10 protein-coding genes are annotated in these 13,136 nt (G+C 35.6%); 3 read left to right on the top strand and 7 right to left on the bottom strand.

The genetic code is table 11. The annotated features are described in order from the left end of the window. Together BUE24_RS11715 and BUE24_RS11710 are read right to left on the bottom strand one after the other, a co-directional pair. On the bottom strand, positions 1-2,492 hold a 2,492-nt coding region (locus tag BUE24_RS11715), incomplete at its 3' end, for a tetratricopeptide repeat protein (RefSeq protein ID WP_139241982.1). A 490-nt stretch (positions 2,493-2,982) separates the two neighbouring features. After that, positions 2,983-3,510 carry a hypothetical protein gene (locus BUE24_RS11710; protein WP_073316193.1) on the bottom strand — a complete coding sequence of 176 codons (528 nt, stop codon included), beginning with the start codon at positions 3,508-3,510 and terminating at the stop codon, positions 2,983-2,985. Positions 3,511-3,805: 295 nt separating this feature from the next. Between BUE24_RS11710 and BUE24_RS11705 the strand changes: the two genes are divergently transcribed. Then, a complete protein-coding gene (locus tag BUE24_RS11705; RefSeq protein WP_073316192.1) occupies positions 3,806-4,207 on the top strand; it encodes a hypothetical protein in 402 nt (133 codons plus the stop codon). Positions 4,208-4,273: 66 nt separating this feature from the next. Here BUE24_RS11705 and BUE24_RS11700 read toward each other — a convergent pair whose 3' ends face one another. Together BUE24_RS11700 and BUE24_RS11695 are read right to left on the bottom strand one after the other, a co-directional pair. Beyond that, entirely contained in the window at positions 4,274-5,233 is a 960-nt protein-coding gene (locus BUE24_RS11700; protein ID WP_073316191.1) for an OmpA family protein, read from the bottom strand. Positions 5,234-5,246: 13 nt separating this feature from the next. Then, positions 5,247-6,011 carry an exodeoxyribonuclease III gene (locus BUE24_RS11695; RefSeq protein ID WP_073316190.1) on the bottom strand — a complete coding sequence of 255 codons (765 nt, stop codon included), beginning with the start codon at positions 6,009-6,011 and terminating at the stop codon, positions 5,247-5,249. Between the two features lie 152 nt (positions 6,012-6,163). On the opposite strand from BUE24_RS11695, the gene BUE24_RS11690 reads away from it, so the two are divergent. Beyond that, on the top strand, positions 6,164-6,532 hold the full coding sequence (locus BUE24_RS11690) for a hypothetical protein (RefSeq protein ID WP_073316189.1): 369 nt from the start codon (positions 6,164-6,166) through the stop codon (positions 6,530-6,532). 10 nt (positions 6,533-6,542) lie between these two features. On the opposite strand, the gene BUE24_RS11685 is transcribed toward BUE24_RS11690, so the two are convergent. From BUE24_RS11685 to BUE24_RS11675, 3 genes are all read right to left on the bottom strand, one after another. Next, positions 6,543-9,602, bottom strand: a complete 3,060-nt coding sequence (locus tag BUE24_RS11685) for a GEVED domain-containing protein (protein ID WP_073316188.1) — start codon at positions 9,600-9,602, stop codon at positions 6,543-6,545. A gap of 221 nt (positions 9,603-9,823) precedes the next feature. Then, complete coding sequence (locus BUE24_RS11680; protein ID WP_073316187.1) at positions 9,824-11,359, bottom strand: glycine--tRNA ligase; 1,536 nt, start codon at positions 11,357-11,359, stop codon at positions 9,824-9,826. Positions 11,360-11,499: 140 nt separating this feature from the next. Then, a complete protein-coding gene (locus BUE24_RS11675; protein WP_073316186.1) occupies positions 11,500-12,381 on the bottom strand; it encodes a hypothetical protein in 882 nt (293 codons plus the stop codon). A gap of 71 nt (positions 12,382-12,452) precedes the next feature. On the opposite strand from BUE24_RS11675, the gene BUE24_RS11670 reads away from it, so the two are divergent. After that, positions 12,453-13,133 carry a ComF family protein gene (locus BUE24_RS11670; RefSeq protein WP_073316185.1) on the top strand — a complete coding sequence of 227 codons (681 nt, stop codon included), beginning with the start codon at positions 12,453-12,455 and terminating at the stop codon, positions 13,131-13,133. Positions 13,134-13,136: the final 3 nt, after the last annotated feature.

Genomic DNA, 13,136 nt, shown 5'->3' with positions numbered 1-13,136 from the left:
GCAACGTCTTCTCTTTTTGGTTCCTTAAAAGCATCAAACAAAAGGGTAGCAGAATTCGCATAACTGATGATGTATTCTTTTACCAAATAGGGGAGTTCCTTTGGATTGTTAGCATCCGATTGCTCAGCCAATAACAGATCGAAATTAAGATGCCATAAAGGACCATCCGGTACAATGATTAATTGATTTCCTTTGATTTTTGATGCTATAGGGCTAATTAGTTCTTGATACAGTTCATTGGCATACTTTTTATATACTTTTAGATCTTTGGAAATAATGGATTGCTTAAAACCATACACCTTATTGGCAAGATCAGGAGTCGCTAATTCTTGAACATCGATATTATTTTTGCTAATGGTAAAAGCATAGGTACTACTGTCTGAAGTAAAAAACTCTAGCAATGTGGTTTGCTCATCGAGCTTACTTTGGATATCTGCAACAGAAATTACCTTATTTTGATACTTTAAATTATAGTATTTTGGATAATTTTTTTCTACTATATGGGTTAAAGAATCTTGCCTTTTATTCAAATTAAAAATTTGACTTTCTAATTCCTTAATCTTTTTATTATTTAAATCAGATTGTTGCGATTGTTCAAAAACGATCTCAGATTGATAGAACGCCTTATCTGTTTTAATAGACTTCTCGAGTTCAACAATAGCAGATGACAATCCAATAAATTTGTTGGCAGTAGTTGTATTTAATAACTCTTTTAATGTACTTGATTTATTCTTTTCGGTATAGTATAAAATATTCTTTACTATTTTTTGATCCTTTTCTAGCTTGAACAATGATAATTGAGCTTCAAGAATGCCTTGATATACTTCTTTTACTTTCTTAGAAAAAATTAATTTATCATTATAGTCCCTATAAGTACTCCTCATTTGATCTATAACATCATCCGCAAATTTGTAGTTTTTTATACTGTTGCTCAAATGATTCTTAGCTTCTTCTTTTTTGCTTAACGAATAGAATATTTTTCCTTTTCCGATCAAAGATTCTAGAATAAACAATCGATCAAAACTGTTTTCAAAGCTGATATCACTAATATTCTTATTGTTAGAATTTGCTTGGATCGCTTTATCAAAATTATCCAATGCTTTGTCGAATTGCTCTTGTATCTGATATATCTTTGCTATTTTATTGTGATATTCAGCACTTAAAAGAGTCGACTTACCGTAAGCCTTTTCCAAATTAGCAATCCCCATCTCGTAATTTTTTATCGCCAACTCATAATTCTTCTGCTCATAATACATATCTCCTTTTCTCAAATACACTTCACTAATTTTTGGATGTCCTTCTTCAAATAGGTGGTTATAAATTTTTAAGGCTTTTTTGAAGTATAGATCAGATGCATCATAATCTTTTCTATTTATATGCAAGTTTCCAAGAAACAAATACGTATCCGCGATTAAATAGTGATTTTCTTCGAATACTGATTGATATGTCAAGAGTCCTTTTTCGTAATAAGAAATTTTTGTCTCCAAATCTCCAATAGCTCCATAGGCATCCCCCAAAGAAATATAAATCGTACCTATATAGGGGTTATTTTTATCCAAAGTTCTTAACGCTATATCTAAACTTTTCTTTTGAAATTCAAGAGACTTATTAAATTCTCCTTTATTCAAAAAGCTCAATCCCATATTGCCATATATCCCTAGTAATCCTCTATCATATTCTTTCATTTCTGCGATTACTCTTGCCTTATTGTAATACAACAACGCTTTATCCAAATTGTTAATTTGGTGATATGTCCCCCCTATATTAATATAATTATGAGCGAGTCGAATTGGACGATTTGCAGAATCTTTTTGGTTGATTTTTATGGATTCTTCATAATAAAAAATACATTTATCAAATTTGCCAAGCGCATCATAAACGTTTCCAATATTGTTATAGTTTCTTGAGATTTTGTCAAGTGCCTTATCTGGAAATTTCAGATAAATAGCTAGTGACTGTTTCAATAAAGTTAATGATTCATCGTATTTAGAAATATGATAATATAAAACCCCTAATTTATCGTAGGAATATGCTAAAGCAATGTCATCATCCCCAAGGAGATTTTGTTTAATCTCTACAGATTTTTTGTAGCTTTTTTCCGCTTCAGCATAGTTAAAATCACTCTCATATGATTCGCCAAGATTGTTATAAGCTACCGCACTTTGAATGATGTTTTTATTAAAGTGCTTTTCAGTAATTTCTATTGCCAATTTTGCAAAAGATATAGATTCATTATACTCTCCTTTTCTTATATAATTTCTTGAGATTTTATTATAGCAGTCCATCAAACGTTCCCATTCTTTGGCATGCTCATAAATAGGAAGCGCTTTCTTAAAATAAACGATAGAACTATCCATTTTTCTTGCTTGCAATAAAGAATCCGCTTTTTGATAATATTGCCAGGCTATAATTGTATCATTACTTGTCTGAGCGCTTATTGAGTTTGTGTATAAGAATAGAAAAAGCCCAACAAAAAGAAGTATAAATTTCATAATACGATGAGATGTTTACTAGTGTATAGCAAAGTAAATGAAAATGTTACCCTTCGGCAAGCTCAGGGTTACGAATGACGTGTATATTGATACCATTCACTATTATGAATTACCCTTCAATAAGCTCAGGGTTACGAATAAGAGATATTGTCGATGTTAAATCTAAACGGATCACCCTTTCGGCAAGCTCAGGGTGACAAATGGGAGGTGTATTAATTCTAAGGATTAACAGATTACCCTTTCAACGAGCTCCGGATTACGAACTAGAGGTAAATTGACACCATGCCATGGGTAATTGAGATTTCTCTTCGGGAAACTCAGGATATGATCAAAAAGTAATTTGGCTCAATGGGAAAACCCAGTATCTCTGGAAAACATATGGATACAATACGGTTTCTAAGGCAAAATTGCCTGATCATCTTATCTACAGGAAATCGGTTAGATTTAAGCACCCAAGTACACGCCTCGGGGGAGTTAAAAACAAGATATACTACTCCTGGGTATTCGCTTTTTTGGTAATCCCGCATTTTCTCCTAACAGTTCTTTCGGCAAGGGCAGCAACATTTCTGGCCTGACCTTCGGATCCTCCATCTTTAATCACCTCTTCGTATACGGTTTTGTTTTCCAAAAGACCTCGTAGCACACACATAAATCCTGGGCTGTCTTTACCCTTATAAAGCTTCTTTTTTTTGGGTTTAACGGCCAGCTCTCCAAATAAGCGATCTTTTAATACTTTATCTTTTTGAACTTCTAATACAAATGCGTAAAAAACATTTTGATCTGCCGGATCCAGATCATTCACCTTATCCAAAGCATTATTATACTCATCATTGGTAAAGCTAAAATAATCATAGATGTCTATGTAGTTGACTTCTACCTGCTCTTCCTCTGGCACTTCTTCCTCGTCCTGATATTCGTCTTCGTTTTGGTACTCTTCTTCATAGTACTCTTCACTTTCCTGACATACTCCTTTGATCACAGATAGTAGTACTAGTACAAAAATAGGTAGCCTCTTCATGGCGCTGTGGTTTTAAATTAATGGGGTTTAATAAACGTTTCGCAACGTCCTTTTATTACTTGTCTTCCTTATCTTTATGTTTTTTTGAAAAACAATATGCTTACGCAATATATGCATAATTTAGTATTTTAATTTGGTTTCCTAAATCCGTGGCACACTTTTTGGTTTTTGTGAAATAAATTGAGTAATTTAACCCTGTTTTTAAGGTTATTTTAACAATAAAAAATAAATTTTTCCGTTTGCTACAAGCGGAGTTAACTTTAAAACTAAATACATTTTTTAACACCCAAACATTATGAAAAAATTATTTCTACTTGCATTTGTGCTATGCGCAGGATTATCAGTTCAGGCTCAACAATATTCATGGCAGGAACTTCATGAATTACATAGAGATGAATTATATCCGTTAGCTAAGGATGTTTCTGAAATTACAGATAAAGTAATTGCCAACGGAAATGTTATATCTATTGTAAAAAGTACAGGAACTACTTCTTTAGTAAAAGAATTAGACAAGTCTGTGCCAATTGAGTTTTACAACTACAAGTTGCTTACTTCAACAGGAAGAGAACTTAAGTTAACAGACCCTTTAATGGCCAATAAGGTAGTAGACAAGTTCTTTGATGTACTCAGACGAGTTAAAGACAATGCTGAAACCAGTAATGAAGCTGAAATTCGCGCAATTCTTGATGGTCTATAGAATAAGAAAATATCAATAAAAAAGCGACCCTAATGTGGTCGCTTTTTTTATGCTTTTACTGCACTACTAGATATCATTGAGCAACTTAGTGATCTCATCCAATTTAGGCGTCAAAATCACCTCAATTCTTCGATTTCTGCTTTTACCTTCACTACTCTCGTTACTAGCCACAGGAGCAAACTCTCCTCTACCTGCCGCAGTAAGGTTTTGCGGATCAATCTTGGTATTTTCTAACAGAATATTTACAATGGCAGTAGCACGCTTGGTCGATAAATCCCAATTACCCGATAGCTGCCCATTCCCCGTATAAGGTACATTATCGGTATGCCCCTCGATCAGTACCGCTATATCCTGATTCTCTCCCAATACATTTCCTAATTGCTTTACCGCTTTTCTTCCTTGACCACCTACTGCCCAACTACCAGACTCAAACAACAGTTTATTTTCCATAGAAATGTATACTTTTCCATTACGCTCTTCTACCGTTAATCCTTTCCCTTCAAAATTGCGCAACGCTTTGGATATGGCATCTTTGAGCGATTGCATCTTGGCATCTTTGGCGGCAATTAATCCTTCTAACTCATCAATACGTTGCGATCTGGCATCCAAATCACGTTGCAACTGATCCAATCGTGTACGTTCTTGTGCCAATGCTCGTTCTTTCTCCTCTAATTGAGATAATAATTCTCGATTACGCTTACTATTGGCAGCAATGGCAGCAGAACTGTTTTTCTCGAGCGCATCATAGGAGTTTTTTAAGTTCTCATAATTAGCCAAAGCAGCATCGTATTTTGCTTGCAATGCTTCTTTTTCGGCAAGCGTTTTTTGATATTGCTCATCCAGTTGCTCTAAAGCTTTCTCATTAGCCTTATTTGATTGTTCTAAGGCAGAAAACTCATCTTGCATCCTTCGATTTGCTCTTTTCAAATCGGCATATTTGCTTTCTAAATCCTTATACACTTTTGAGGAAACGCAAGAAGACATTACCGTTCCAACAAGCAGTACACATACAATTCTTTTGATCATATTATTGTTTTTTTTACACTTCTAATTCTACTACGATAGGGCAATGATCACTATGTTTTGCCTCTGATAATATAACGGCTCTTTTTAGTTTATCTTGTAACGGTTGTGCTACCATTCCGTAATCCAAACGCCATCCCTTGTTATTAGCTCTTGCATTGGCCCTGTAGCTCCACCAGGAGTAATTATGAGGTTCTTTATTAAAATGTCTGAAAGAATCGATAAACCCGCTCTTCATAAAGTTCCCTATCCACTCTCTTTCTACCGGCAAAAACCCAGATACATTTTTATTACGTACAGGATCATGAATATCGATGGCCTCATGACAAATATTATAATCCCCAAGAATCACCAGATTAGGATATGTGCTTTTTAATTCATTGATATAGGTCTGAAAATCTGCCATATATTTTAGCTTATGCTCCAAACGATCCATATTGGTTCCACTTGGCAAATACAGGCTCATTACCGATACTCCATTAAAATCCGCTCTCAAATTACGACCTTCAAAATCCATGTAATCTATCCCAGTACCGTATTCAACATGATCGGGTTCGGTTTTAGACAAAATAGCTACCCCACTATAGCCCTTTTTTTGAGCACTATACCAATAATTATAGCCGTATCCGGCATCAGCAAATATCTGTAGATCTAGTTGCTCTTTATTGGCTTTAATTTCTTGTAAACAGATCACGTCTGGATCCGCTTGAGTAAGCCAATCAATAAATCCTTTATTGATTGCTGCGCGAATCCCATTTACGTTGTAAGAGATGATTTTCATGAACTACGATTTAAATTTTTGTAAAAATAAAACTTAGTTTATTTCAATATTCTAAATACCTCTTAAACTTTGCATCGTTGCAAGTAATCTTTTGTGTCATACAATAATTCTGAGATTTTTTTATGATCTTTATTGAAAACAATCCACAAATCATGATAAACACACTCAAATTAACCGGATTCTTGCTACTACTTAGCGTTTTTAACTGTGGTCCAGCAAAAGGCGTTGCCGCAAAGGATACCGCTGAAACCTCGGCAACAACTCAAAAAGTCACTGCAGCCGAAATGATAGAAAAAGGATTTCGTAAAGGAAACATACAGGTGAGTAAAACACAAGGTTGTCCTTATATTCTAAATATTGAAGAATATAAGGACAACCTTGATCCTATAAATATTGAACAGTTTTTTAAAGGTGATATTCCCGAAAAGGTCTGGGTAAAATTTGCCAGTCTTCGAATGAATAGCCGTTGTAGTATCGCAAGGCCAGTATCCATTCAAGAAATTAGCAAAAGAGAAGAGTAAGAGCATTATGCTACCTTACTACAAACCCAGCTACATCACCACTACTTTTGCTTTCTCCAAATCTTGCAAAATAGACTCCAGATCTTGCAAAAGACATATCCAATGTATATTCAAATCTATTACTGGCATCTCTTTTTACCAGATTTGAAGCTACAATTTGTCCGGTGATACTAAAAATATACACTCTTAACTCCTCTGGAGCATTAGAATCTACCTTGGTAATCAAAAACTGATTATCTGGTTGTGTAACCACGATAAGATCCGTATTTGCTATAGGTTCTGGATTCGGTTCAACCACATCTTCTTCGGTAATTTCGGCAATGTAATCATGCGTACTACCAAACTGCATTGACTCACAAGCGTCGTTAAGCTCTGCACCGTTGTTTACATTTACATCTCCAGCTCTTATTCTAAACAAATGTCTTCCTAAAGGAGCATCCTCTGCAATAGCGATATCAAAATCAATATTTGTATTTGCAGCAGTTATGAATCCATTGCTTAGGATTAACTCACTATCTTCAAATATATTATTATCGTTAAAATCTATCCATATAGAACAACGTTCGGCACCATCCGGATCTCCAAATCCAGACTGCACTGAAACGGTATAGGTACTTACCGATCGACTAAGTTGTATCGTAAAGTCTGCTGTAAAATCTTCATATCCCGTATTACAAGCGATAGGAGAGTTGGTCACATTCGACAGTACAAAAGAGGTAATCCCGTCTCCAAACTGACTACAATTGGCTGTGGGAGCACAAAGTTGGTTTACTATTGTTCTATTAATTACATCATTAGCAGTTTGCTGATCTGTAGTAAGCGCTGTACCTATTTCAAAGGTATAGGTATCAAATGCCTGTAGGTCTGCCGTAGTAGTAAAAGTATATTCTGCTGATCCTAATGATTCTATTGTACCCGTAAAAACTTCGTTTACCGGAGTCCCGCCATTAATTGTATAAAACACAGGGATATTAGATTGGGGTGTCCCTCCAAAATTATTAATGATTATAGTTATTTCTTGAGTTGCAGTAAACTGACCTGTTGTCGTAGGTGATACTAATTCAAAAATCCCTACATCATTAGCTAATAAATTTTCTACACTTTTGGTCGCACAATCATTATCCGGAAAACTATCTCCGGCAAGATTAGTTTCAGCATTGATAAAAAATTCATCTCCCGTAGAAAAATCTGCCTGCGTAGCAAAAGAGAAAGAAGCAGTTTCTCCTGGGGCTAATGGGCCTGCAAATAACTCTGTCTGATCCGCTCCTCCATTTACAGAATATACTACCGGAATATCACTTTGAGCTGTTGTCCCAAAGTTTTTAATCGATATTGTAATGGTTGTTAAACCCGTAAAAGTTGCATCATTTGGTGAATCCACACGAACTACTCCAACATCATTGGCAACATCATCACCCACAGTAAATACTCCAACTACATCTCTAGCATTGTTCCCTGTAGCTTGAAAATACTCGGCAATATGCCAAAACGTTCTATCATCTGCCGGATCTACAGAAAGATGTGCATAATCTCCGTAACGATTTCCTCCGTTTCTTTGTATGTCGGTCCCTATCGCTATATCTTGTTCTGTTATCGTCATTGTTCCTGGAGGATCTGTTGCCAATCTTCCTGTATATCGAATAGAAGCAAAACTGTTTGCTGTGGCTCCATCCTCGACGGTACCCATAGTAGTATAGGCCATTCCAATATTTCCGAAAATATCCATCGCCATACTCCCACACCATGCACTTTTTCCGTCTGGAGAAGTATAGGTTCCTTCTTGAAATACCGTCCAGGGTTGTCCGTCTCCATTTTGACGCAATTCGTACCATCTAATTCCTGCCACATTATCAATATCTGCACCTGATGTATCCTGTCTACTATCGATGTCAATCGCAAAATTTAACACTACCGAGTTATAATCACAAAATCTTCTGTAATTAGTAGCATACATTACGGTTCCTTGCAATGCATCAATATCACTTCCTCCTGTTGGTTGCGGTAAGTTCCCAAAATCTCCTCCATCAAAAGTAGTATCAAAAGCAGAAATAGCACCACTACTAACAGTAAGTTCTTCTGCCTCTGCAATAGTAGATTGTTCAATATTATTCCAATCAACATTAATCTCCCAAAGTTTTAACTCATCTTCTGCAACACCTGTCCACGCATCATCCTGAAAATAAATAACTCGTGCGTCTCCTTCTGGAGGTAATTCTGAACCAATAGCATTAAAAGATGCCGGGCTATAGAACCCAAAATCTCTAACTCCGGGTAAAGGGAATCCAACAATTCGAGCATCTTCTCTACCTTGTAACATAAGATCTCTTTCAATCACATATACAACTTCACTGTTACTCTGATTTCCCTGATCTTTGTTAGCAGTAATATAATACCCATCAGACCAGATTGAAAACTTGGTATAGTCTGGAAAAGTTCCTGTAAAGAAACGATAAGTAAACCACCCATCATTAACAGGATCTGGTCCTTGACCTACAGCAACCAAAAATCCATTTTGTGGATCTTCCGGATTAAAGGGATCTCCATCAAACTGAGTAATTACAAAACGATCGGCAAAACTATCATAAAACACGATCGGATCTCCCAGCGTTTCTCCTGGAAAAATGGAAGCCAAAGATGTAGATGGCACCAACACATTTCCTGATCGGTCATGAATAGCAAACGAAGAGTTTCTTGCACTTACATAATGGTTAGGTCCTATAGCACCCGTAGGGTCAGAAGGTGCACTATTTGTCGAAGTAGCTTCAAAAGTTAAGGAAGGAGCTTTTCCTACTCTTGTACCTTGCATACTTTTTTGCTTAAACAGAAGTGGATCTTCCCCATTTATTGGTCTCCCTTTTCCAGGAACAATTTTATTTGCTCCCATTCTTTTGGGATTCACTTCTCCTTTTCTTGGTGTTTCGGGGATCAGTTTCTTTCCTGACAAAGGACCAACTTCTATCATAGATGTAGCTTGACCAAAAAATGTAGCATTAGCAGTTTCCTTTTTTTGAGAAAATCCAATGGCTACAACAAACAGAAAAGCGACACAAACAATTTTTTTTAATAGCATAGCAACTAACGTTTTATGAGTGTCTAAACTCTTTAGATTGCGGCTAAAATACAATTTAACTTCTATATATGACAACCCACAAATAGTATTTCTGAATTATCATTTAAAAACCATGCTATCTTCAAAGCTTGAAACCCAGTAATTAATATCACTTAAAAACAAATAAAGCTGTCTTCGATTATATTAGACAGCTTTATTATCAAAACGTTTGATATGATATATTATTTTAACCAATACTCGGCATCAGTTTTCTCAGATATAATGGTTTTAAGATCTGCAATAGCCACTCTTTTTTGCTCCATGGTATCTCGATCCCGAATGGTTACTGTCTGATCATTCAAAGTGTCATGATCTATGGTAATACACAATGGTGTACCATTGGCATCTTGTCTTCTGTAACGTCTACCAATCGCATCTTTTTCATCGTAGATTACATTAAATTTCCATTTTAAATCTTCTACTATTTTGTGTGCTACTTCGGGTAACCCGTCTTTTTTTACCAATGGCAAGATAGCCGCTTTTACCGGTGCTACCACCGCAGGAAGTTTTAGAACCACACGACTTGATCCATCTTCCAAACTTTCTTCTTGCAAAGCCGAAGAGAATACAGCCAGGAACATTCTATCCAATCCAACAGATGTTTCTACGACATATGGCACATAACTTTCTTGTAATTCGGGATCAAAAAATTGTAATTTCTTACCAGAATATTCCTCATGCGCTTTAAGGTCGAAATCGGTTCGGGAATGGATACCTTCCAATTCCTTAAATCCAAATGGGAAATTGAATTCTATATCAGCTGCTGCATTAGCATAGTGTGCTAACTTGTCGTGATCATGAAAACGATAATTTTCCTCTCCTAATCCAAGTGATAAATGCCATTTTAGTCTGGTTTCTTTCCAGTACTCATACCATTTCATCTCTTCTCCTGGTCGGACAAAGAATTGCATTTCCATTTGTTCAAACTCCCGCATTCTGAAGATAAACTGTCGCGCTACAATTTCATTTCTGAACGCCTTACCGGTCTGTGCAATTCCAAAAGGAATTTTCATTCTTCCGGTTTTCTGAACGTTAAGGAAATTCACAAATATCCCTTGTGCCGTCTCTGGCCTAAGGTAAAGATCCGTAGCACTTTCTGCCGAAGCTCCTAGTTTGGTTCCAAACATGAGATTAAACTGTCTAACATCTGTCCAGTTTTTCGATCCGCTTTCGGGACAACCAATCCCAAGATCTTCGATTAACTGTTTAAAGCCAACAAGATCATTTTCCTCCTGAACCCTAGTAAGCTCAGCAGTAATTTTATCCATTTCTTTTTGACGACGAAGCACATTAGGATTTGTGCTTCTAAACTCATCTTCATTAAAAGCATCACCAAAACGTTTTTTGGCTTTGGTTATGTCCTTTTGAATTTTCTGATTGATTTTTTCTCTGAAATCTTCTACCAAAACATCCGCACGGTAGCGTTTTTTTGAGTCTTTATTATCGATGAGTGGATCATTAAAAGCATCCACATGTCCAGAAGCTTTCCAAGTAGTTGGGTGCATAAATATAGCCGCATCAAGACCTACAATATTCTGATGCATATATACCATACTTTTCCACCAATATTCTCTGATGTTTTTTTTCAGCTCTGCTCCATTCTGTCCATAATCATATACCGCACTTAATCCGTCATAGATTTCACTAGAACCAAAAATATACCCATACTCCTTGGCATGGGCTATTACCTTCTTAAATTTATCTTCTTGCTTTGCCATTGCGCAAAAATAGTTGAATTTGTATGAATTGAAAACGAATTTATTGAGTTTAATGGGATCTCCCAAAAATTTCTAAAAAATGCATAAAAAAACCGCCATATTAATCTCAATATGGCGGTGATGTATATGATTTTGAAAAATTATTTCAATTCAAATTGTGTATTAGATATTAATCTAGGTCCAGAGAATAAGTTTACTACGTAATTTCCTTTTACTAACTCTCCTTCTGCAGCATCTACAAGAATACATACGTCTAATGCATCATTCTCATAAAAGATTTTGTTACGACCACTGTAAGTTAATACTCCATCGTCAAAATTAACTGATACTTTATCTCCGATTAGATTATTTTCAGGATTTACTACTTGAACAAAAAGTTCTTTATCTCCTTTTTCAGTTAACTTATTTGGAGAAAGTGTGAAACATACTCTTACTTTCTCAGCTCTACTAGCTTTTGAAGTAGTAGAAATTTTACCACTATTACGAACACGTACTCCTTCTGCTTTGATATTAGCAGCAGTTAATGCAGAACCTCTTTCTACGATATCCGCTAACTTATCATTTTGCATTTGTAGCGAATCTGAGAAGATAATTCTCTTGTTTAATGCTACCGATGTGCTGTCTAGGTCTTTCCCTAATTGCGTATTGGCAGTAGTTAAACTATCAGCAAGCTTAAATAATCTATCACGCTCTTTTTTAAGTTTACTTACCTCTCTTCTGTATTTTGAAATCAATGCCAGATTCGCTTCGTTATCCTTTACACTGTCCAACAATACAACGATACGCTCTTTGGCTTTCAATAAATGGTCATCCATCACTTCATTAAGTGCAATAGCATTATCGTACTTCGTAATTAATTCTCCTAATTCGCTTTCAATAAGATCCTTTTCCTGTTGCAAAATCGCTTGATTTTGCTTCTCCTCGTTGTAAAACTTATACGTAAATATCCCCAGAATTAGCAATAAAGCACCAAGAACACCGATAAGAATTTTAAGGGTTAAGTTATTGTTTTGAGTTGTCATAATTAATTTCTAATTTTTGATGGTTATTTCTATAGCTAAAATATAATAATAAATGGTAATCACCCTATAAAATGCTAAGAGACTTAGTCTATTTATTCTTTCCTATGTATTGTGCAGCTTGTAACAGCACTTTACACAAAAACGAAAGGACACTCTGTACCTCTTGCCGACATGAGCTTCCTTTGGGAGATTTCCATAACGTAAACGCAAAAAAAATTGAAAAAGTATTTTATGGAAGAGTCAAAGTAGAAAATACCGCCTCTTTATTTCTATTTCAGAAGGACAGTTTGGTCCAAAATCTGATACATAATTTAAAGTATAGAGGACAGCAAAAAGTAGGGGAAGAGCTTGGCAAATGGCTTGGTCAAAATTTATCAGAAATACCTGGTTTTCAGAATATTAATATAGTTATTCCTGTGCCCTTACACCCTAAAAGACTCAAAGAAAGGGGGTATAACCAAGTGGCCAAGTTTGGAATTGAAATTTCCAAAAAATTAAATGCCGATTACATTGATTTTGTTTTGAAAAAAAATTCTTACAATTCTAAACAATCGAAGCGGAAAAAACAGTCCAGATGGAAAAATACGGCTGAAACATTTGAGGTACAAAATCCGTCTTTACTAGAAAACAAACATATTTTGTTGGTAGATGACATTATTACTACCGGAGCGACCATAGAAGCATGCGCGCAAGCATTGAAATCTATACCAGGAATCAAAATAAGTGTGGCTTGTATGGCAATAACAGAATAGTTT

The organism is Aquimarina spongiae, from assembly GCF_900141785.1.
Lineage (GTDB): Bacteria > Bacteroidota > Bacteroidia > Flavobacteriales > Flavobacteriaceae > Aquimarina > Aquimarina spongiae.
The sequence above is the reverse complement of the archived record's forward strand: the minus strand, read 5'-3'. Positions and strand labels throughout refer to the sequence as shown.

Excerpts from the sequence above, each read along its gene's own strand:
- BUE24_RS11710 (WP_073316193.1), bottom strand. The coding sequence starts at position 3,510 with ATGAAGAGGCTACCTATTTTTGTACTAGTACTACTATCTGTGATCAAA.
- BUE24_RS11705 (WP_073316192.1), top strand. The coding sequence starts at position 3,806 with ATGAAAAAATTATTTCTACTTGCATTTGTGCTATGCGCAGGATTATCA.
- BUE24_RS11700 (WP_073316191.1), bottom strand. The coding sequence starts at position 5,233 with ATGATCAAAAGAATTGTATGTGTACTGCTTGTTGGAACGGTAATGTCT.
- BUE24_RS11695 (WP_073316190.1), bottom strand. The coding sequence starts at position 6,011 with ATGAAAATCATCTCTTACAACGTAAATGGGATTCGCGCAGCAATCAAT.
- BUE24_RS11690 (WP_073316189.1), top strand. The coding sequence starts at position 6,164 with ATGATAAACACACTCAAATTAACCGGATTCTTGCTACTACTTAGCGTT.
- BUE24_RS11685 (WP_073316188.1), bottom strand. The coding sequence starts at position 9,602 with ATGCTATTAAAAAAAATTGTTTGTGTCGCTTTTCTGTTTGTTGTAGCC.
- BUE24_RS11680 (WP_073316187.1), bottom strand. The coding sequence starts at position 11,359 with ATGGCAAAGCAAGAAGATAAATTTAAGAAGGTAATAGCCCATGCCAAG.
- BUE24_RS11675 (WP_073316186.1), bottom strand. The coding sequence starts at position 12,381 with ATGACAACTCAAAACAATAACTTAACCCTTAAAATTCTTATCGGTGTT.
- BUE24_RS11670 (WP_073316185.1), top strand. The coding sequence starts at position 12,453 with ATGCTAAGAGACTTAGTCTATTTATTCTTTCCTATGTATTGTGCAGCT.